Source organism: Chryseobacterium sp. KLBC 52 (genome assembly GCF_003347605.1).
In the GTDB taxonomy this organism is placed as follows: Bacteria; Bacteroidota; Bacteroidia; order Flavobacteriales; family Weeksellaceae; genus Chryseobacterium.
The window spans coordinates 1-22,438 of record NZ_QDFZ01000007.1 but is presented as its reverse complement, the minus strand read 5'-3'; the positions used below and the strand labels follow the sequence as shown (position 1 = coordinate 22,438).

General features: G+C 37.2%; 18 protein-coding genes. 12 read left to right on the top strand and 6 right to left on the bottom strand.

The features are described from left to right. Positions 1-117: 117 nt before the first annotated feature. From DDF69_RS08985 to hemN, 3 genes are all read left to right on the top strand, one after another. Positions 118-1,635 (top strand): amino acid permease, encoded by a 1,518-nt coding sequence (locus DDF69_RS08985; RefSeq protein ID WP_114820492.1) that lies wholly within the window; start codon positions 118-120, stop codon positions 1,633-1,635. Positions 1,636-1,685: 50 nt separating this feature from the next. After that, positions 1,686-2,699 (top strand): WD40/YVTN/BNR-like repeat-containing protein, encoded by a 1,014-nt coding sequence (locus DDF69_RS08980; protein WP_114820491.1) that lies wholly within the window; start codon positions 1,686-1,688, stop codon positions 2,697-2,699. Between the two features lie 178 nt (positions 2,700-2,877). Further along, positions 2,878-4,236: an oxygen-independent coproporphyrinogen III oxidase gene (gene hemN / locus DDF69_RS08975; protein ID WP_114820490.1), complete on the top strand. Its 1,359-nt coding sequence runs from the start codon at positions 2,878-2,880 to the stop codon at positions 4,234-4,236. Between the two features lie 299 nt (positions 4,237-4,535). On the opposite strand, the gene DDF69_RS08970 is transcribed toward hemN, so the two are convergent. Then, positions 4,536-5,903: a PQQ-dependent sugar dehydrogenase gene (locus tag DDF69_RS08970; protein WP_114820489.1), complete on the bottom strand. Its 1,368-nt coding sequence runs from the start codon at positions 5,901-5,903 to the stop codon at positions 4,536-4,538. Between the two features lie 216 nt (positions 5,904-6,119). Between DDF69_RS08970 and secD the strand changes: the two genes are divergently transcribed. The 3 genes from secD to DDF69_RS08955 all read left to right on the top strand — a co-directional run bounded on the left by secD (position 6,120) and on the right by DDF69_RS08955 (position 11,380). Next, on the top strand, positions 6,120-9,029 hold the full coding sequence (gene secD, locus DDF69_RS08965) for a protein translocase subunit SecD (protein ID WP_114820488.1): 2,910 nt from the start codon (positions 6,120-6,122) through the stop codon (positions 9,027-9,029). A gap of 185 nt (positions 9,030-9,214) precedes the next feature. Beyond that, entirely contained in the window at positions 9,215-10,468 is a 1,254-nt protein-coding gene (locus DDF69_RS08960) for a TCR/Tet family MFS transporter (RefSeq protein ID WP_114820487.1), read from the top strand. 108 nt (positions 10,469-10,576) lie between these two features. Beyond that, a complete protein-coding gene (locus DDF69_RS08955; RefSeq protein ID WP_114820486.1) occupies positions 10,577-11,380 on the top strand; it encodes an arylamine N-acetyltransferase family protein in 804 nt (267 codons plus the stop codon). Positions 11,381-11,455: 75 nt separating this feature from the next. On the opposite strand, the gene DDF69_RS08950 is transcribed toward DDF69_RS08955, so the two are convergent. After that, positions 11,456-12,400, bottom strand: coding sequence for a hypothetical protein (locus DDF69_RS08950; protein WP_114820485.1), 945 nt, complete (start codon positions 12,398-12,400; stop codon positions 11,456-11,458). Between the two features lie 466 nt (positions 12,401-12,866). Here DDF69_RS08950 and DDF69_RS08945 point away from each other — a divergent pair, with 466 nt between their 5' ends. The 4 genes from DDF69_RS08945 to DDF69_RS08930 all read left to right on the top strand — a co-directional run bounded on the left by DDF69_RS08945 (position 12,867) and on the right by DDF69_RS08930 (position 15,107). Next, entirely contained in the window at positions 12,867-13,208 is a 342-nt protein-coding gene (locus tag DDF69_RS08945; RefSeq protein WP_114820484.1) for a twin-arginine translocase TatA/TatE family subunit, read from the top strand. Positions 13,209-13,210: 2 nt separating this feature from the next. After that, positions 13,211-13,777, top strand: a complete 567-nt coding sequence (locus DDF69_RS08940) for a phosphatase PAP2 family protein (RefSeq protein ID WP_034696278.1) — start codon at positions 13,211-13,213, stop codon at positions 13,775-13,777. Beyond that, positions 13,774-14,586 (top strand): tetratricopeptide repeat protein, encoded by an 813-nt coding sequence (locus DDF69_RS08935; protein WP_114820483.1) that lies wholly within the window; start codon positions 13,774-13,776, stop codon positions 14,584-14,586. The genes DDF69_RS08940 and DDF69_RS08935 overlap by 4 nt, the downstream gene beginning before the upstream one ends. Before the next feature lie 68 nt (positions 14,587-14,654). Then, complete coding sequence (locus tag DDF69_RS08930; protein ID WP_114820482.1) at positions 14,655-15,107, top strand: tRNA (cytidine(34)-2'-O)-methyltransferase; 453 nt, start codon at positions 14,655-14,657, stop codon at positions 15,105-15,107. Positions 15,108-15,243: 136 nt separating this feature from the next. Here the strand turns inward: DDF69_RS08930 and DDF69_RS08925 are convergent, their stop codons facing one another. Next, positions 15,244-15,717 (bottom strand): 23S rRNA (pseudouridine(1915)-N(3))-methyltransferase RlmH, encoded by a 474-nt coding sequence (locus DDF69_RS08925; protein ID WP_114820481.1) that lies wholly within the window; start codon positions 15,715-15,717, stop codon positions 15,244-15,246. A 277-nt stretch (positions 15,718-15,994) separates the two neighbouring features. On the opposite strand from DDF69_RS08925, the gene DDF69_RS08920 reads away from it, so the two are divergent. Next, on the top strand, positions 15,995-17,008 hold the full coding sequence (locus DDF69_RS08920) for a YihY/virulence factor BrkB family protein (protein ID WP_114820480.1): 1,014 nt from the start codon (positions 15,995-15,997) through the stop codon (positions 17,006-17,008). Here DDF69_RS08920 and nhaA read toward each other — a convergent pair. The 3 genes from nhaA to DDF69_RS08905 all read right to left on the bottom strand — a co-directional run bounded on the left by nhaA (position 17,005) and on the right by DDF69_RS08905 (position 20,871). Then, complete coding sequence (nhaA, locus tag DDF69_RS08915) at positions 17,005-18,183, bottom strand: Na+/H+ antiporter NhaA (RefSeq protein ID WP_114820479.1); 1,179 nt, start codon at positions 18,181-18,183, stop codon at positions 17,005-17,007. The genes DDF69_RS08920 and nhaA overlap by 4 nt on opposite strands. 2 nt (positions 18,184-18,185) lie before the next feature. Further along, positions 18,186-20,396, bottom strand: a complete 2,211-nt coding sequence (locus tag DDF69_RS08910) for a RelA/SpoT family protein (protein ID WP_034696272.1) — start codon at positions 20,394-20,396, stop codon at positions 18,186-18,188. Positions 20,397-20,505: 109 nt separating this feature from the next. Further along, positions 20,506-20,871, bottom strand: coding sequence for a hypothetical protein (locus tag DDF69_RS08905; RefSeq protein WP_114820478.1), 366 nt, complete (start codon positions 20,869-20,871; stop codon positions 20,506-20,508). Positions 20,872-21,189: 318 nt separating this feature from the next. Here DDF69_RS08905 and DDF69_RS08900 point away from each other — a divergent pair. Next, a protein-coding gene (locus DDF69_RS08900) for an IS3 family transposase (protein WP_114820660.1) occupies positions 21,190-22,438 on the top strand; the annotation gives its coding sequence in 2 pieces (ribosomal slippage) (positions 21,190-21,517 and positions 21,517-22,438; 1,250 coding nt annotated over the 2 pieces). This gene is flagged as partial in the annotation.

Here is a 22,438-nt window from a genome sequence, read left to right as displayed (position 1 = left end):
AGGTGTTGGTCAGGTTTTTAAAGTCTTTAATGTAAAATAAATGATGAAATTTTAACGATTAACGTGAGAGTTTCTAAATTTTTTATATTTTCGTAAATCCTTAATAAATAAAAAAACATGTCGAAAATTTGGGTTAAAAAGCCACTAAGTGCCTATGAGGCAGATATGAAGAAAAGTGAGCTGAAAAAAGTCCTTGGAAAATGGAGTTTAACAGCAATTGGAGTGGGTGCTATCATCGGTGGTGGAATCTTTGTTCTTACCGGAACAGGAGCCTATTATCATGCAGGGCCTGCACTTGCAATTTCCTTTATCATCGCAGGGATCGCCTGCGTTTTTGCTGCATTATGTTATGCAGAGTTTGCATCCATTATTCCTGTAGAGGGTTCAGCTTATGCTTATGCCTATGGAACTGTAGGAGAAATTTTTGCATGGGCCATGGGATGGTGTCTCATCCTCGAGTACGCCATGGCGAGTATGGCGGTTTCCGTGAGCTGGTCCGGATATTTTAACAAATTTTTGAAGATTTTTAATATTCATTTACCTGCCTATCTGACATCAGATCCGGCAAGTTATACCGGAGATGGTTTTTCCATGAACCTGCCTGCGTTTATTCTGGTTCTTTTAATTACTGCATTATTGGTAAAGGGAACTAAAGAAGCTGCGGGAGCGAATAACCTGATTGTTTTAATGAAAACTTCAGCGGTTATCTTTGTAATTATCGCTGGTGTATATATCATTTTCTCCAATACAGATCTTTACAACGCGGTAGACGGCGTTAAAAACTGGAAACCTTTTATTCCTGATCCGATAAAGATCAAGAACTCTGAAGGAGATCTGGTTTCTGCCTACGGGATTAAAGGAATTATTTCCGGAGCAGCAGCTATTTTCTTTGCTTATATTGGTTTCGATGCTGTTTCTACACAGGCTGGAGAGGCTATTAATCCTAAAAAAGACGTGCCTTTTGCTATCATTGCTTCACTATTGATCTGTACAGCTTTATATATCTGTGTATCTCTTGTATTAACAGGAATGATGCATTATACAGACTTTAATCCTGAAGGAAAATATCCGGATGCTATTAAAGCTCCTGTAGCCTATGCTTTTGAAATTGCCGGGAAACACTGGGCTAGTAACATCGTAACGATTGCTGCCACTGTAGGATTAATTTCTGTAGTAATGGTAATGATGATGGGGCAGTCAAGAATTTTCATCGGAATGGCAAAAGACGGCTTGATTCCTAAATTCTTCGGACAGCTCCACCCAAAAACAAAAACACCTTACAAAGGAATTATTCTGTTAGGAATTGTAGTGGCTTTAATCGCTGCATTTACACCAATTTCAACATTGGCAGATATGACAAGTTTCGGAACCCTGTTCGCATTTACATTGGTTTGTATTGCCGTTTGGGTAATGAGAAAGAAAGAACCTAATCTGATCAGACCTTTCAAAGTTCCGGCTTATAAAATTGTAGTGGCATTAGGGGTAATTATCAACTTATATTTGATCTTTAACTTAAGTGCTCATGCATTGGAACTTTCTGCGGTATGGTTGTTCTTAGGAGGTTTGGTATACTTCCTGTACGGAAAATCAAACAGTAAGCTTAACAATCCTGAAAAATATCAGAATCAAGATTAATCATCATATTAAACCGCTTCGGCGGTTTTTTTTGTCACAATACTATTACTATGAAAAATATTTTGTCCATTTTATTCCTATCCGTAGGTCTTACCGCATTTTCCCAACAGGTGGAAAGCCTTGAAACCATTCTTAATGATAAGATCAGTATCAGAGCCCTCGAATTATATGACAACAAGGTCTGGTACAGCGGTACAGATTCCAAATTCGGGTATGTAGATCTTAAAGATTATAAAACTCAGAAACAGATAAAACTTTCTGAAGAAAAACTTCAGTTCAGAACTTTAGCACAGGACAAAACGTCTTTTTATGCGATCAATATTGAAAGTCCCGGACGTTTCTTTGCTATCGATAAGAAAACTCTGAAGTCACAAGTTGTTTTTAAAGATACAGCGAAAACAGCTTTTTATGATGCTTTGCATTTTGTGAATGATAAGCTAGCCTATACTTTTAGTGATGCAGATAAAGATCAGATGTTGAAACTTGCTGCATACAAAGAAGGGAAATGGAGCATGTTTAAGAATAATGTAAAATTAAATGAGGGTGAAGCTGCTTTTGCTGCAAGTAATACCAATATTTCCTCCTCTAAAAAATACTTATGGATTGCAACCGGAGGGAAAGCTTCAAGAATTTTAAGAATGAATCTGAAGGATGAAAAGTTTGAAATTTTCAATACACCATTTGTACAGGGAGAATCTTCACAGGGAATGTATTCTGTAGATTTTTTTGATAATAATTTTGGAATTGCAGCGGGAGGAGATTATACTAAGCAGGATGCCAATATCAATAACATCGCAACCACAATTGATGCCGGCGAGACCTGGCAGATTCAGGCTTCAGGACAGAATGCGGGATATACAACCTGTGTAAAAATAAAGCCAGGATCAAAAGGAAAAGAAATTATTGCAGTAGGAGACAAGCATATCAGCTATTCTTCAGATTTTGGAAAAACATGGACTAAAATTTCTGATGAAAAAGGATTCTTTGTCTGCCAGTGGATTGATGCTAATAAAGTGGTTCTTGCCGGAAATAACAAAATTGCGGTGATGAAATTAAAATTTTAAATATCAGGAATAGAATTTATCACTATTTACCAAAAGCCTGATCATACGTATTTAGACTCATTATAAAATAGAACCTAATATAATTCATAGGCTAAAATTCATAACTAATGGTTAATTTTGTAAGATGAAATTTTAATGATGTTAAATTTCATGTCCTTATAAAATTTTAATTTTCAAAATGAACTCTTTAATAGATAAGTATAATATTCCCGGACCGCGTTACACTTCTTATCCTACCGTTCCATATTGGGATGAATCAACGTTCTCACCGGAACAATGGAAGGAAACGGTAATCAGGTCTTTTCATGAAAGCAATGCAGAGGAGGGAATTTCTATTTACATCCATTTGCCTTTCTGCGAGGCGTTGTGTACGTTTTGTGCTTGTCATAAGCGTATTACCAAACAGCACAGTGTTGAAATACCTTATCTGGAAAGTGTTTTAAAAGAATGGAAACTCTATCTTGATCTTTTCAATGAAAAACCAAAGCTGAAAGAATTACATCTGGGAGGAGGTACACCCACGTTTTTCTCTCCTGAGAATTTGAGAACATTGTTGGAAGGAATTTTCTCAACAGTAGATATAGCAGAACATCCGGAATTTTCTTTTGAAGGGCACCCAAATAATACCACGAAGGAACATCTTCAGACATTATATGATCTTGGTTTCAGAAGAGTGAGTTTTGGGGTTCAGGATTACGATCCTAAAGTTCAGAAAGCCATCAACAGAATTCAGCCTTTTGAAAATGTAAAAAACGTTACAGAATGGGCTAAGGAAATTGGTTACAGAGGAATCAGCCACGACCTTGTTTTTGGATTGCCACACCAGAATTGGGATGCCATGGAACATACGATCAGAAAGACAATGGAGCTGAAGCCGGATAGATTAGCATTTTATTCTTACGCACACGTTCCATGGGTGAAAGGTGTTGGGCAAAGAGGATTTGATGAAAATGATCTTCCAAGTGGAGAAGAAAAACGCCGTTTGTATGAAGATGGTAAAAAGCTTCTTCAGGATTTAGGATATATTGAAGTAGGGATGGATCACTTCTCTCTTGAGCACGATGATCTGTATCAGTCTTTGATTCATAAAAAACTTCACAGAAATTTCATGGGCTATACTTCAAGTAATACCCAGCTGATGGTTGGACTTGGGATGTCTGCTATTTCAGACTCATGGTATGCTTTTGCCCAGAATGTAAAAACAGTGGAAGAATATCAGAAAATGGTTGAAGAGGGTGAGATTCCTGTTGTAAAAGGACACGTTCTGAGCGATGAGGATCTTACGGTAAGAAGGCATATTCTGAATCTGATGTGTCAGCTTGAAACCACTTTCGATGTTAACAACTCTTTCCCTGAACTTGAAAATGCACTGGAAATGCTGAAAGAGATGGAAAATGACGGTTTGGTTGAGATCAACGGAACTGAAGTTAAAATCACAGAAGCAGGTAGAGCATTTACAAGAAATGTAGCCATGGTTTTTGACCTGAGAATGATGAGAAATAAACCTGAAACAAGGATTTTCTCAATGACAATATAAAACAAAAGCGGTTCAGTTCTGAACCGCTTTTTTATTGACCCGTGGGCTTATTTTGAACTTGTTTAAACTTTTTTGAAACATTAGGATAGCATTAAGGTGTTTAGAGTATTAAGATGAGCTTCGCTTTAAGCTTAAAGATCAGAATGATTTATCTTAACTTAACTATGCTTTACTCATTAAATCCTTCTTAATGGTTTAAGAAATATCCAATGTTTTTTGCTTAGTGAAACCCTTTTGTGGTCCTTTTTTATAGAATGTAAAAGCCTTAACGTTTCGTTTGCGTTTACGACCAGCTACTACTATTTAATAATCAATTTCTGACTATATGATTTCAGGTCCCCGGATTTCAGATTAATATAATACACTCCGGCAGGAATCCCTGAAATATTAATTCCTTTGCCATTAGTAATCTGATCCGTTTCCATCACTTTTCTTCCCTCCGCACTGATGATTTCCAGGTTTGCTCTTTTATCTTTCACCCCATCAATGAAAATTTCCTTGGAAGCAGGATTAGGATAAACTTTTACTGTTCCTAAAGTATTTTCACTAGTTCCTAAAGTTCCTGTAGATATTTTGAAAATTTTTCCATTGGTTAAATCTGCTACATACAATCCTTTTTGATAATCTTCTCCGAATGTAGAAAAGTTATTTCCGGAATAAGGAGTCGTCCACGTAATGGCATTATTGGTATCCAGCATTCCGATCTGAGAAGAACAATAGTCTGCAAAGAAATATTTCCCCTGAAGGGACGGGTATTGGGTTCCTCTGTAGACGTAGCCGCCTGTGATGGAACATTTCCCGCCAGAATGGTCATATACGGCAACAGGGAAGGTCATGGTAGACTGTCCGGCACATCCTGCAGTATTGTACGCATTATTCCCTTCATAACATCGCCAGCCATAATTTAATCCGGCTGTAGTAATGGGCATTTTGTTGATTTCTTCTATGGCTCCCTGGCCAACATCTGCAATCATGGCATTGCCGGTTGTCAGATCAAAAGAAAACTTCCATGCATTTCTGAGTCCGTATGCCCATATCTCGTCTGCACCATCCACTCCGGCTCCTGCAAAAGGATTGTCTGGCGGAATATTGTAAGGGCCGGTAGCATTTACATCGATTCTCAACATTTTACCTAATAACACATTTTTATTTTGGGCATTATTATTCGGGTCACCGCCGCTTCCTCCATCTCCGGTGATGATCCAAAGTTTTCCGTCAGGGGCAAAATGGATACTTCCACCATTGTGATTGTCGAATGGTTTGGGAATATTCAACAGGATTTTTTCGGAGGCAGGATCTGCTGCGTTTGGATCTGTTGAACTTACACTGTACCTGGCAACAATAATATTGCCTGCAAGATTGTTATAATACACAAAAAAATACCCGTTGGCAGAGTATTGAGGATGAAAGGCAAGACCGAGAAGGCCTCTTTCACCTCCGAAAGTAATTTTTGATCCGATATTCAGAAAGTTGGTTGTGTTAATTGTCCCATTGGGTTGAATAATTTTAATGATGCCGTCCTGTTGAACCACAAAAAGCCGGCTGTCATTGGCGTTCGTAATCTCTACAGGGCTGGTAAGTCCTGTAGCAAATTCTTCCAAATTAATGCTTTGAGAATTAACAATTAAGGAAGAAAAAATACTGATACTAAAAAGTAATTTTTTCATAATATTTTGAGAGTTAGTGTGTTGGAAAAGTAAATGAAAATTTTATACCAATCGATTTTGAAGACTTCATTATGATAGTATGAAAAAATTGTTAAATCTTAAATAGAAATCACGATACCAATATATCTGGAAATAAACCATTTCTGTTGTTAAAAATTCATAAAATACAAGAAAATCATTATATTTGCCGACTTAATTTAACGTAGTTATAACAAAATGCAAGGAAAAGGACTTATTACAATTGTCGCTATTGTACTAGGGTTGATTTGCTTAAACGAGCTATTACCAACATGGTACGCCAGCAAAATTGAAAAGCAGGCGACTGCTATTGCAGGAGATAATCCGGAGAAGTATCAGAAAGAAATCGCAAGACTTTCTAAGGATACTTTGAATTTAGGATTCACAAAACTTTATTACACTAAAGCCAAAGACAAGGAAATGAAACTTGGTCTTGACTTGAAAGGAGGGATCAACGTTCTTTTGGAAATCAACCAGAGAGATCTTGTGAATGATTTAACCAATTATTCTACCAATCCTGTTCTTATTGAGGCTTTAAACAAAACTGATGAAGCACAGAAGAATTCTACTAAACCTTACATCGACAACTTCTTCGAGCAGTTCGATGTAATTAACAAAGCTAAAGGTACCAACCTGAAGTTGGCAGATCCGGAAATTTTCGGAAACACAACCCTTACTGAGGTGAAGTACAACACGCCTGATGAGCAGGTGAAAAGCATTGTTAAAAGAAAAATCGATGCGTCTGTAGGAACAGCTTTCGAGGTAATCAGAACGAGAATTGATAAGCTTGGAGCCATCCAGCCAAACGTTCAGAGAGTACCTGGTACAGCGAGAATTTCTGTGGAAATGCCTGGTATGAAGGACATCGATAAAGTGAAGAAAATGCTTCAGACTTCTGCAAAACTTCAGTTCTGGGAAGTACAGCAGGTTCCTGAAATTGCACCTTATTTCCAGACTTTGACAACTATGGTTGCTACAAAAGGAGATTCTATGGGAGTGGCAAAGAATGTGAACTTCATGAGCCTTTTACAGCTTGACAAATTAAGAACAAATGGTGTTGCTAACGTAAAATTATCTGATACTGCAGTTGTAAACAAAATCTTAAACAGCAAAGTAGGTCAGTCTTTACGTCCGGCTAACATTAAATATACACAGTTCATGTGGGGTTACAAACCTGAAGCTACAGATAGCGAAAGCTTGGTATTGTATGCGATCAGAGGTAACATCAACCAGAAAGCTCCGGTAGACGGTGCTGTGGAAACTGCTGCGATCAGCTACGATGAACTAAGCAGAGTAGTGGTAGATATGCAGATGGACTCTAAAGGAGCAAAAGAATGGAAAACATTAACTGAGAAAAACGTTGGAAAACCGGTTGCCGTAACTCTTGATAACAGAGTATACACAGCTCCTAACGTTGTAAATGCTATCCCTAACGGTAGAACTCAGATCTCTGGTAACTTCTCTCAGGAAGAAGCTAAAGAACTGGTAGACGTGTTAGGTGCTGGTAAATTGCCTGCAGGTGCAAAAGTAGTTCAGGCTACCGTTGTAGGTCCGTCTTTAGGACAAGAGGCTATTGATTCTGGTTTAATGTCGTTCATTATTGCATTCGCTATTATCATTGTTTATATCATTTTCTACTATGGTGGAGCTGGTGTATATGCGGTAATTGCAATGGTGATCAACTTATTCTATATTTTCGGTATTATGGATTCGGGTGACTTTACCCTTACGCTTCCAGGTATCGCGGGTATCGTTTTGACGATGGCAGTAGCGGTCGATACAAACGTTATCATTTATGAAAGAACTAAAGAAGAATTATTCGCTGGGAAAAGTATCCTTGAAGCTTACAAAGATGGTTTCAAACATGCATTAAATGCGATTATCGATGGTCACACAACGACTTTCTTAACGGCAGTTGTATTGTTCTTCTTCGGAACAGGACCTATTAAAGGTTTTGCATTGACGTTGATGATCGGTATCTTAATGACATTATTTACGTCTGTATTGCTTTCAAGAGTAATGATCTTCTCAAGATTAAATAAAGGAAAAGGACTTTCTGTTTGGACTCCGGCTACGAAGAACCTATTCAGAAATACCTGGATCGATTTCATCGGAAAGAGAAAATATGCTTACATCGTTTCTGCTGTTCTTACCGTTATTTGTGTGATTTCAATCGCAACGCACGGTTTCAAATACGGTATCGACTTTACCGGTGGTAGAAACTATGTGGTAAGATTTGATAAAGATGTAAAAGCTGAAGATGTTGAAGAAAAACTAGTAGCATTATTCAAAACGGAAGATGGTAAGAACTCTTCTGTAGAAGCTAAAACTTTCGGAAACAACAAACAATTAAAGATTTCTACCGATTACCTTATCGAAGACGAATCTTTGAAAGCTGACCAGATTATCGAACAGAAATTATTCGAAGGTTTAAAATCAAACTTACCGGCAGGAACTACATTGAAAGATTTCAAATCTGCTGATAAAGACCACGCAGGAATCATTTCTTCCGAGAAAGTAGGACCTTCTGTTGCTGATGATATCCAGACACACGGTATCTATGCGGTATTAGCGGCATTAGCAATGATCTTCATCTATATTCTTGTAAGATTTAGAAAATGGCAGTTCTCTCTTGGAGCAGTTGCTGCTCTATTCCACGATGCGGTAATTATTTTAGGAGCCTATTCATTGCTTCACAAATATATGCCGTTCAACATGGAGATCAACCAGGATTTCATCGCTGCGATTCTTACTGTATTAGGTTACTCAATCAACGATACGGTAATTATCTTCGACAGAATCAGAGAATACCTGAGAGAGAAAAAATCTTTAACATTAGCAGGTCTGTTTGATGACTCTATTTCAAGTACATTGGGTAGAACATTCAACACTTCATTTACTACGATTCTGGTGATCCTTGCGATCTTCATTTTCGGTGGTGATAACTTAAGAGGATTCATGTTTGCGATGTTAATCGGTATTGGATTCGGTACTTACTCATCCATCTTTATTGCGTCTGCAATTGCTTACGACTTCCTTAAAACAGGAAAAGAAGAAGAGGTACATGGAAAATCCACTTCTGCTAAAGAAGAGCTTGCTTCAAAGTAATACAAACTACAATAAATTAGTAAGGGCCGTTTCGAAAGAGACGGCCTTTTTCTTAAATCAAAGTCAAAAAACAAAGGTTACCTATTCATGATCATGTTGGCTTTACTTTTTTTAATAATCATATTAACTATTCATATCATAATTTAGAATCATTATTTTTCAGATTTGATTAATTTTGCACCATCATGGAAAATTCAAAGAAAAAAGCGGCTATAGGCTTCATATTTATTACTTTACTGATCGATATTACGGGATGGGGGATTATCATTCCTGTTGTTCCCAAATTAATTGAGGAACTTATTCACGCAGATATCAGTGAGGCTGCAAAATATGGAGGCTGGCTGGGATTTGCCTATGCATTTACCCAATTTATTTTCTCTCCTTTAGTAGGAAACCTTAGTGACAAATACGGACGAAGACCCATCATTCTGATTTCTCTTTTCGGATTTGCAGTAGATTATATTTTCCTTGCACTGGCTCCCACCATCTGGTGGTTGTTTTTGGGAAGGATTATCGCAGGGATTACGGGTGCGAGTGTCACCACGGCCAGTGCTTACATTGCAGATATTTCCACAGATGAAGACAGAGCTAAGAATTTCGGACTGATAGGGGCTGCTTTTGGGCTCGGATTTATCATAGGACCGGTTCTGGGCGGAGTTCTTGGACATTATGGCGCCAGAGTTCCTTTCTATGCTGCTGCGGGCTTGTGTCTGCTTAATTTCCTGTATGGATACTTCATCCTTCCTGAAAGTTTGGATAAAGATAAAAGAAGAGGATTCGACTGGAAACGTGCCAACCCTATTGGTTCATTTAAATTTTTAGGAAAACATCCTGAAATTTCAGGTTTGATTGTTTCATTGATCTTAATCTACATTGCAGGTCATGCTGTACAGAGTAACTGGAGTTTCTTTACCATGTATAAGTTCAGCTGGACAGAAAGAATGGTGGGGATCTCATTAGGAGTAGTAGGTTTGTTGGTTGGCCTTGTACAGGGCGGGCTTATCAGATATACGACTCCAAGATTGGGAGAGCAGAAAAGTATTTATTACGGATTGGCTTTCTACGCTGTAGGAATGCTGTTATTTGCTTTTGCTTCAGAAGGCTGGATGATGTTTGTGTTTCTGGTACCTTACTGTTTAGGAGGAATCTGTGGACCGGCTTTACAGTCTGTCATCACGAAAAGTGTTCCCTCTAATGAACAGGGTGAACTTCAGGGAGCATTGACGAGCTTAATGAGTGCCACATCCATTATCGGACCTCCGATGATGACCAATTTATTTTACTATTTTACGCATGATGAAGCGCCGTTCAAATTTTCCGGTGCACCTTTCTTTTTAGCTTTTATTTTAATGGCGGTCAGTGTGGTAATTACCTATTCTGCTTTTCAGAAGAAAAATAAAAATTTAGTTGATGTGACTTCAAAAAAAGATTTTCATTAAATAGATTTGTTCTATTGATGAGATATAGATGATTTTGCGTTATATCTTTGAATAATTTTACAGGAGTGAAATAGTTTTACTCATTGTTGAAACAGGAAAAACCAAATTATGAATACAGCAGATCTGGAAAAGTATTTTGAACGGATTCATTTCTCCGGAACTCCGGAATTGAGTATGGAGACATTGAAAAGAATACATCAGCTCCATCCCAAATATATTCCCTTTGAGAATATTGATTCTTATACAGGTATTGTTCCTTCTTTGAATGTAGATGATATTTTCAGAAAGTTGGTTATTGAATCCAGAGGCGGATATTGTTATGAACAGAATCTGCTTTTAAGTGAAGTTTTAAAATCCTTAGGCTTCAACATCAAACTCCAGCTTGGAAGGGTAGTGTGGGGAAGGCAGGAGGATAGTATTGCTGCACAGACTCACCTTTTGCTTATTGTCGATTTTGATGGAGATCAATATGTGGCAGATTGTGGATTTGGAACAGCCACGCTCACTGCACCTGTACTTTTAAATGAAGAAGAGCAGCAGCAAACACCCAACGGAATGTTTAAAGTTTCCCATAAAGAAGAAACCTATACACTTTGGATGTGGAAGGAGCAATGGCTTCCGGTATACCGGTTTATTCCTGAACATGTAGAACCTGTTGACCTTGATATTGCCAACTGGTATTTGTCTACTCATCCGGATTCTCATTTTAAGAACAGACTGATTCTTTCAAAAGTAGATGAGAATGCCCGCTATACGTATACAGATCATGTGCTGAATATACGTTCCGGTGATGGTGAAAAGGAATCTGTAACGATAGAAAATGATATACAGCTCTATGAAATATTGATTAATACCTTTGGGCTTAAAGAAAATGCAATAGAAGCGTTGAAGTCAAAAGTCAGAATCTGGTAAGACTTATAAAATATAATAAACGGGAAGCTCACTGAGCTTCCCGTTTTGATTAAAATCTGATTTTTATGAAAATAACTATGGATAAAGGGATTTTGTCCCGTTACTTACAATATTACTGCCCAATCCGGAGAATGATACCGAGAAATTGGTTGAGTTAAAGCTTAAAGAACCTGTAGGGGTACAAAGTCCCAGTGCATAACGGCACTGCCCATAAGCTCCGGTTCTTTTTGTGATCTTACTTTCGCTTTTTGCTTTTCCTAAACTGATATATCCCCAATCGCTTACATCCGCATTGGAAACTGTAGATCCTGAATAATAAATAGTAATCTGATATCCTGCTTCACCTCGTTTAGATCCCCATAGCCAGTTGGCTGTCCACCACTGTTTATACCATTTGGATGCTACTTTAGAAGCTTGGTCAGATGCTTCTGAATTTCCACGGGTGTCCATCATCACAAGACCTCCGAAGATATTATCCCAGATAATTCCTGAGTCGCCATAAAAACATAAGGTGGTAAATTTTCCGTTTTTGCCGCTCCATGTTACTTCCATAACCTGGGTGCCGGGTTTTACTTGCTCAGTGATGGCTTCATTTAATCCTTGTCGGGCGATTGTTAAATCCTCACCATGATACAAATCTCCAATTTTTCCGATTTTTACAGAAGATGGATCCATAATATTTCCGGATGCAATGAACTGATCTTTATCTGTAATCAGTTTTTTGGAAAGTTCTACCCCTTGTTGGGTTGAAATTTTCCCAAGTACAGTTACACCAACAATCTGTAAATCATTTTTTAAATAGGTTTCAAGATTTTTGGTGGATTCATTCAGTTGAAGTTGTACCGCGTCAGGAACAATCTGAGAAGAAGAAGGAGTAATTTCTTTTTTCAGCTCATCGATGGTTGTCTTAGCCTGAACCGCTTCCTGTTGGTTCATTTCATTGTTTTCATTCTGGCAGCTGTGAAGTGCCATTACCGATAACAGGGCGAAAACTTTAAAAGTAGTCACTAGTTTTTTCATAATTAATATTTATTTGGTTGTGTGTTATAAATATACAGAATTGTTATGTAATTCTCTTTGTTTTGAATTAAATATTTGTTAATTAATAAATCGAGGTTGCGGGTTGCGGATGTCAGGTAGCTAAGTTTGAGAGTGGGAGAGTTTGAGAGTTTGAGAGTTTGAGAGTTTGAGAGTTTGAGGGTTTGAGAGTTTGAGGGTTTGAGGGTTCAGGGTTCTTGGTTTAAAGTTTGTGGGTAAACAGGAATAAAAAGAACCAGCACCTCGTCCCTTGTACCAACGCCAAAAACTCTTCACCAAGCAACCTGCAACAAAATAATCTCGAAACCCGCAACCCGCCCACAAAACATTAAACATTAAACTTTGAACCTTGAACCTTGAATCCTGAACTTCATTATAAAATCTTAAAATTTGTTTAAATTTTTAGTTTACAGTCTATAAATGCAATAATCTTTCGTAATTTTACGCCATGGAATTAAGCATTGGAGAAATGGCACTCATTGCCATTGCAATCGTTGTATTATTCGGTCCGGATAAACTGCCTCAGATTGCGCGTGACTTAGGTGCAGGCGTTAGAAAAATGCGTGGAGCAGTGGAAGATATCAAAACTGAAATCATGAAGGAAACGGATAATCCTGTTTCTGAAATCAAACGTGAGATTGAGAAGGTAAAAGACGCTGCCAAGGATTTCAACCCTATGAATGATATCCAAAAAGATATTCTGACGGAACCTTCTTCAGTGGTCTCTAATGAGCCTCCAAAACCGAAACCGGCAGATGATGAGACTTACGAAGGACCTGTAAGCAGATAAGTATGGAGGAAATCATTCAGGAAGATAAGAAGGTATTTCTTTACCTTAACAATTTGGGGGATTCATCTTTCGACCAGTTCTGGATGCTGATTTCCAGTACCTGGATCTGGGTACCTCTTTATATTATATTTCTTTATTTTTTATACAAAAATTATCAACTAAGATCATTAGTTTTTATTCTTATATTTCTGGCTATTGGGGCAACGGTTTCTGATCAGTTGGCCAGTGTCTTTAAATATGGTGTGGCAAGGTTGAGACCTTGTCATGATCCTACGCTGGAGCATCACATGAGAATCGTGAAATGTGGTGGACAGTTTGGGTTTTATTCTGCTCATGCTTCCAATACATTCTTTTTGGCTGCCTTTTTAAGTATTTTATTAAAAAATAAGCTTAAATGGTTTCCATATGCTATATTTGTGTGGGCTATAGTGGTTTCCTACAGCCGTATATATTTAGGAGTGCATTTCCCGATAGATATTTTGGTGGGGGCGTTTGTTGGATCTTTATTGGGAGTGATATTTGGTGCACTCGCCAAAAAAGTGATCAACAAACAAACTATAAATTCATGAAAAAAACTTTACCAGCAGTAATTTCCCTCTTTTTCGCCCTTCATTTCTATGCCCAGAATAAAAAACTGGCTGAAGAATGCTTCCAGAAAGCTGATTATAAATGTGCAGAAGAGCAGTATTTAAAATTGGCAGAGAAAGAACAGATTCAAAAATTTCAATCCGAATATTACGATTATCTGGGGACAGCCCAAAGAAGGCTTGGAAAAACGACTCAGGCTTTTAAATCCTACGATTCTGCTTTGAAAGCAAATCCCTTGTCGGTTTCTGTGTACGTAAATCTTTCATCGCTTTACAGCCAGAAAGGAAACAAAGTGAAGGCATTGGAGTATATAGATCAGGGACTCAAAGTAAATCCTGAAACAGCTGATTTGTATCTTACCCGTTCCAAAATTTACGACAGTCAGGGAAAAAAGGATCTTGCCATCAAAGATCTCAATCAGATCCTGACTTTTGCTCCTGACAATATTTTTGCAAAGACAGGATTGGCCAATCTGAAAAAAAATAATGGTGACCTGGACGGAGCTTTAAAAGATTATAATAAACTTATTGCCGAAAAACCAGAATCACTACTCTATAACGGTAGAGCAGACGTCTATTTTAAAATGAAGAAATATAAAGAAGCTCTTACAGATGCCAATAAAGCGATTTCCATAGACCCGAAATTTGCCCAGTCTTATGTGAGCAAAGCTATGATTCTGATGGACACTTCCAAAATTAAGGAAGCTTGTGAAAATCTGGATAAAGCAGTTGCTTTAGGCTATGAAAAAGCAGTCCTTACTGATTCTTATGCTAAATGTGTAAAGAAATAAATTAAAATACACTCTACCCCAAATCATTTAAATAAATCCATACCAAAAAAGAATAAAGAGATAGAAAGATGTTGAATATTGTTCTTGTAGAGCCCGAAATACCCAATAATACAGGAAATATCGGAAGATTGTGTGTAGGAACCGAAAGCAGATTACACCTGATTCATCCGTTTGGATTTGTAATTAATGATAAAAACCTGAAGCGCTCCGGATTGGATTATTGGGTACATCTCGATGTTACTGAATATGCAGATGTGGAAGAATGGATTAAAGTAATTCCTGATGTGTCACGTGTCTTTTTAATGAGTTCACATGCTGAAAAATCATATCTTGAAACTGACTTTCAGGATGGAGACTGGCTGGTTTTCGGAAAGGAGAGTGTGGGACTGAGTAAAGAGGTTCTGGACCGTTTTGAAAATCATCTGACCATTCCTATGTCGAAACTCATCAGAAGCTTTAATATTGCCAATTCCGTTGCTTTTGTGGTAGGAGAGGCAAAGAGACAGATAGGCTTGAAATAAGAAAGGGGTTGTCTCAAAAATGTCATTCTGAATGAAATGTAATGAAGAATCTCATACTTTTGGTTATCCATGAGATTCTTCCTTCCTCAGAATGACAAAAGCCAATTGTTTGACTTTTGAGACCATCTCTTTTGTTTTAATCGTTATGGTAAGGTTTTCCCTGCAGAATCTGGTCAGCACGGTAGAGCTGTTCCACAATAAACAGGCGGATCATCTGGTGGGTAAAAGTCATTTTGGATAAAGACATTTTTTCATTGGCTCTGCTGTAGATGTCTTCAGAAAAGCCATAAGCGCCTCCAATCAGAATATGTACTTTCTTTACGGAAGAATTCATCCAGGTATCAATTTTCTGAGAAAACTCACGGCTGGTAAACTGTTTTCCCTTTTCATCAAGAATCACTACCAGATCGTTTTTATCAATATGGTTTAAAAATAATCTGGCTTCTTCCTTTTTAAGAAGGTCAGGGGATAGGTTTCTGGCATTTTTTACATCCGGAATTTCTGTGATTTCAAAATTCCAGTGTTTGGGGAGACGGTTGAGATAATAATTGATTAAAGAGGTAATTTCCTTATCATCTGTTTTACCGATACAAAGTAAACTGATTCGCATTGTAAAGTAGTTTCAGAGTGCAAAGATAGGGTTTCGCGGCTAATTTGTTGCTGGTTTTTGGTTGCAGTTTCGGGATTCAAGGTTATTTGTTTCGGGCTCCGGGATTCGAGTTGCAAGTTATATCAGTTGCGGGTTACCTTAAACTCTAAAGCCTTCCCACTCTCAAACTCTCAAACCACTAATCCCTAAAACCTGCCACCTGCTACCTAACATCTGCCACCTATCTTTTCCCCATTTAATTTAATTCCCCTACCTTTGTATAAAGATAAACAGATCGATGAGTGTAAAGCTTCCTAAATTTATTTTAAAGATTCAAGAGTTTTTTGACAGCATTCATATTCCTGTTTTGGGAATATCGCTTTGGCAGATGTTTCAGATCTATATCTCCGGGATATTTAAAGGAAAAATTGGAAGAAAAGCGGCTGCAATTTCCTGGAGCTTTACCATAAGCCTCTTTCCGTTTATTCTGTTTTTGCTTTCTGTACTGCCTCATATGCCGCTGTATGATGAGCTTCAGTTTTATATTTTTGATGTGCTGATGCATAATGTTTTCCCTTCCAACATGGAAGGAGATGTGAAAGGATACATCGTAAGCAATATCATTCCGAACATGAAAGGAATCAGTAACCTGACCATTCTTCTGGCTCTTATTTTTGCTACCAATGGTACATTTTCCCTGATTAACGGTTTTAACGAAAATACAGATGAAAAATTAAGTGATGTCAAAGAGTTTATTCTTTCATTTTTTATCACGATAGGCTTTATTACCATCGTTTTTTTAACACTGTTTGGAGTGTATTATGCCGAGGTTGTAATGAAGCTTTTTACGCCTGCTTATGATGTAACGTGGCTTGTAGATAACCTGTCTAAAATTATCGGGTTTGTTTCTTTCCCGCTTTTCTATTTTATCCTTCTTACCTTATTTTACTGGTTGGGAACTGTAAAAATCACAAGATTCAGGCAAGCGGTTCCGGGAGCTATTCTTACCACGGTACTGTTTGTGGTGACAACGTATATCTTTGCCATCTATGTAAAGGATATCGCCCGATATAATGTTCTGTACGGCTCTATTGGAAGTATGATTCTACTGATGGTTTGGGTGAATGTCAATGTATATCTTCTTTTATTTGGAAATGAGCTGAATATGGCGATCAGAAAACTCAGAATTGAAAAGCTGCTGTCTGATGAGATCCAGAAAGAAGCGTTAGAATATCATGCCCAGATTACTGAACCGGACTTTGATAATGATGAGGAACACAAGAGAAAATTGGAGAACGGGAAGAAAGACTAATTTTCTTCCAGTTCAGGGTTTTCTTTTGAACTTATGCTCAATATGGTAAATCCGGCAATAGCAGCGATAAACGACGCAATCAGGATGGCAAACTTCGCTTCATCCTGAATCGGAATTTCTCCTTTAAAGGAAAGCAATGCAATAAAAATGGACATGGTAAACCCGATTCCGGCTAACAATCCTACACCAATCATCTGTAGCCAGTTGCTGTTTTGAGGAAGGGAACTCAGTTTTAATTTAATGGCAATCAACGAGAATAAATTGATCCCGATCAGCTTACCCAATACCAATCCACAGATAATTCCCAATCCTAATGTACTAGTTACTCCGGCAACCATTTCACTGGAAAACGTAATATTGGTATTCGTTAAAGCAAATATTGGCATGATCAGAAAACTTACCGGAATATGAAGCTGATGCTCCAGTTTTTCCAGGGGTGAAATTTCTACATTCGAAGCATTGGTAGGAATGGAAAATGCCAGTAAAACACCTGCTATCGTCGCATGAATTCCGGAATGATGAAGGAAATACCATAAAAACAGTCCCGGAATGATATAAAATATTGTTTTGGTTACTTTTAAAAAGTTTAAAATAAAAAGTAAAGCTGTTACCCCAAAAGATAAGAGCAGATAGCTCCAGTGAATTTGCTCTGTATAGAAAATCGCAATCACGAGGATCGCTCCCAGGTCATCTACAATGGCTAATGCCGCTAAAAATATCTTAATGGAATTAGGAATCTTTTTACCTAACATCGAAATGATTGCCAGGGAAAATGCAATATCAGTTGCCATCGGAATTCCCCAGCCATTGCTGTATTCCGTTCCTGTATTGAAAATGCTGTAGATTACAGCTGGGACAAGCATTCCGCCTACCGCAGCAAAAATAGGAAGGGAGGCATTTTTAAAGGATGAAAGCTCACCTTCTACAAGTTCACGTTTTATTTCAAGACCTACCAGAAGGAAGAAAACCGCCATTAATCCATCATTGATCCAGATGCTGACAGGATATTCCAAACCAAAAAGATGCGTTCCCACCTCTTTGTCTAAAAAATGCTGAAAATTCTCTGCAGCAGACGAATTGGCAATTAGCAATGAAATAAGCACACAGAAAATAAGAATAATTCCTGAGGACTGACTGTTGTTGAAAAATTTTTTAAAATAAAGAGATAAATTCATGTTTACGATTGTACCCGTCTCACTCTGGAAACACCATTAATATTTTTAAGTTTTTTAAAGGTCTCTTCCAACTGACCTTTATTTTTGACTTCGAGGTTGATATTTCCTGTGAAAACACCATTGTTGGATTCAATAGACATACTTTTCATATCCATTCCCATACTGCCACTGATGACAGTGGTGATATCATTAATCATCCCCATTCTGTCTAGTCCTTCAATTTCAATTTTTACTCTGTTTTTGAAGCTTTCCGCATTTACCCACTTGGCCGGAATAACACGGTAATCATACTGAGCTCTCAGATTGATGGCATTCGGGCAGTTGTCACTATGCACCTTGATTCCGTCTGAAATGGTGATGAATCCGAAAATTTTGTCTCCCGGAATCACGGTACAGCATTTTGCATACGTGTAATTAAGCTTCTCTTCGTCCTTCCCAAAGACAATCATGTCAAGGTTTTCCTCTTTCGGATCCTCGAAATGCTGGCTTTTATTGGGTGATTTTCTGAATCTTGAAAGTAAGTTATTGAATACATTTTTACTTTCTATATATTTTCTAAGGCTGCTTACATCCAGTTCGTTACTTTGGAATTTAAGGAAGAGCTCCTGAGATGATTTTAAATTAAAGAACTTCTGAAGCTTATTGATTTCTTCATCATTAAAATTGATTTTCGCATGACGAAGTTTTCTCTGCAGAATTTCTTTTCCTTCTTCTACCAATTGGTTTTTCTGAGAGTTCAGATAACTTTTAATCTTGGATTTGGCTTTCGAAGTTACTACAAATTCCAGCCAGTCAGATTTTGGCTTCTGATTCTGTGACGAAAGAATGTCTACCTGATCTCCGTTTTGAAGTATATAGGAAATAGGAACCAGTTTTCCGTTGATTTTGGCACCTAAACATTTCATTCCCAGATCGGAGTGTACAGAGAAGGCAAAATCAAGTGCAGTAGCATTTGTTGGAAGGATTTTAATTTCTCCTTTTGGAGTAAAGACAAATACTTCTTTGGAATATAAATTAAGTTTAATATTATCCAAAAGTTCCGAAGTAGAAAGGTTCTGCTGCTGTTCCAGTACTTCACGGATTTCAGTTACCCATTTTTCAAAGTTTCTGTCATCAGAACTCTGTTTGTACCCTTCTTTGTATTTATAGTGAGCAGCAACTCCTTTTTCTGCAATTTCATCCATTCTTTCCGAACGGATCTGTACTTCAATCCATTTTCTGTCCGGCCCTAAAACGGTTAAATGCAAACTTTCATATCCTGTAGAACGGGGCTGTGTAATCCAGTCACGCATTCTCGAAGGATTACTGTGGTATACGTCCGTAACGATAGAGTAGATCTTCCACGCCAGAAATTTTTCATTTTTCGCATCTGATTTATAAATAATTCTGATGGCGTAATTATCAAAAACTTCTTCAAAGGAAACTCCCTGCTTCAGCATCTTTCTGTAAATGGAAGAGATCGCTTTTGCACGGCCTTTGATCTTAAAGTTTAAGCCTTCTTCGTGAAGTCTTTCAGATACTTCTTTTTTAAACTCTTCGATATACCTTTCACGGCTTTCTTTGGCCAATTCCAACTTCTCCGTAATCTCGTTATAGACTTCAGGACTATTGTATTTTAAGGAAAGATCTTCAAGTTCGGATTTAATATTATACAATCCAAGACGGTGAGCCATTGGAGCGTAGATATAAACCGTTTCGGAAGCAATTTTTTTCTGCTTGTCCGGAGCCATGCTTTCCAGAGTCCTCATATTATGGAGACGGTCAGCAATTTTGATCAGAATAACCCTGAAATCCTCGGATAATGTCAATAACAGTTTTCTGTAGTTTTCAGACTGTACCGAGATATTCTGATGGTTCATGATGGAAATTTTGGTCAATCCATTCACGATATTGGCAATCTTCTCACCAAAGATTTTCTTCAGATCTTCGTAGGTATAATCGGAATCTTCAATCACATCATGCAAAAGCGCACAGGCAATAGAAGTAGCACCCAGACCAATCTCTGTTGCTACAATCTTAGCAACAGCAATAGGGTGGTAGATGTAAGGTTCTCCGGATTTTCTCCTTTGATCCTTGTGGGCATCCAGCGCAATATCGAATGCCTTTCGGATGAGTTTGTTGTTTTCCTCATCCAATGTTCTGTATGTGTTAGAAATCAGGTCCTTGTATCTGGCAAGGATCTCTTTATTCTCTTGTTCTAAATCGTAGCTCATTTGTGCACATGCCTATAATTAGACGAAAATACGAAATTTTTTAGTTTTTTCAAACATAAAAGATCCGCAGTATACACTACGGATCTTCGGCTATTAGATTTTATATCGATTAGAATTTTACTTCAGAATTCATACCGTCACTTGACGTTTTGATTTTAATATCAGGGCTGCTGTGGATTTCAGCTCTGTTTCTTGCATCAATATACCTTTTGATGGTATCGTAATTGGTTTCATTGATCTTCATATTTTCAAATAAATAGGATTTCAATGCTGCATTCTGAACAAATGCATTCCGTGCAAGGTCAATCTGATTAAGATCATTAACGGTAACACTTGCCAAATATTGAGAATTACCGGAACCATCAGTAAGGTATACAATGTAATCTGAGTTTTCAAATCCTGAATTTTCCAGATCACTTTCCAGTTTTTTGTAGTCGCTGTGATGACCAAATACTCCAGCTAATATATGTGACATAGTTAATTGGTTTTAAGTTCCCATTAAAGTTACTAATAATTTTCTGATTATCATTGCATTTGAGTCAATATAATTTGTTAATTAATATTCAGTTTTCAATAGATGATGATAATGTTTAAGAACAGTTGTTGAACGGGTGTTTAATTTTAACAATTGGATAATATATGTCTTTTTGAAACCTGGATGTCTCTTTCGCTTTGTTTTCCATTTGAAAACAGAAGGCTATAAATAAAAAAACCTCACAACTTGTGAGGTTTTTTGTTTATTTGTCTCGTCCTGAAAAAGGTTGACTAAAAAACCATAAAATTAGTCACCCTTATGAATCTAAAAAAAACATCGTCCCCTGTCCAAGAATACAGTGAGGCATTCAAACGACAAGTTGTCTCTGAATATGAACGGGGATTATATACAAAATCCCAATTGCAAACTCGATACAATATTCGGGGTAATTCATGCATTTCAAGTTGGTTAATAAAATATGGTAACTTTACTTATGAAAAACAATTAAGTAAAGGCAGACCTATGAAAGATCCACAGAAACAAAAGATTAAAGAGCTTGAAGCTGCTTTATCCAAAAAGGAAGAAGAGCTCAAAGTGTTTAAGAGATTTATAGAAATCGCAGAGCGTGAGTTGAAGATTGAAATTGTAAAAAAGTCTGGTTCCAATCAATCCAGGAAATAAGGCCGTATACAAATCTTTCACTGGAAGATATCTGCCGATTGTTTGGATACAGTAAACAAGCTTATTATAAAAGGAAGAAACAGCCTGATTCTATCAATAATCAAAAAAGGATTATAGAACTGGTATTATCAATTCGTAAGAAGATGCCTAAAATAGGGACTCGAAAACTTTATGTATTACTTAAAAATGATTTTTCAAAAGAGGATCTTCGTATAGGAAGAGATCGGCTATTTCAACTTTTAAGATCGAATTATCTTTTAATTCCCAGAAGACACAGTTATTTTAAAACAACCAATTCCAGACATTGGATGAAGAAATACCCGAATATTATTAAAGAAAAGGAGTTGAAATGTTCAGAAAAAGTTTGGGTTGCAGATATTACCTATCTGAAGACTAAAGAGAAAAATTATTATCTTCATTTGATTACCGATGCCTATTCAAAGAAAATTGTAGGATATGAACTAAGTGATAATTTACAGACTGCCTCCACATTGAAAGCATTAAAACAAGCCATAAAGAACAGGGTGTATAAACATTCTTTAATTCATCATTCAGACAGAGGATTGCAGTATTGTAGTAAAGAATATACTGAAACGTTAAGGAAAAGTGATATTCTTATCAGTATGACCGAGAACTCGGATCCTTATGAGAATGCTGTAGCAGAGAGGGTAAACGGCATTCTGAAATATGAGTTTGGATTGATTGATACTTTTGAAAACTTTAAGAATCTCTCACAGCAGCTTGATCAATCAATTTATTATTATAATAATTTAAGACCTCATTTTTCCCTAAATTATAACATCCCTAGCCAAGTGCATATGAAAAATAACGTGAAATTAAAAACATACAAAAAACAAAATCAGAATAGGAAAATTCCTACTCTGAT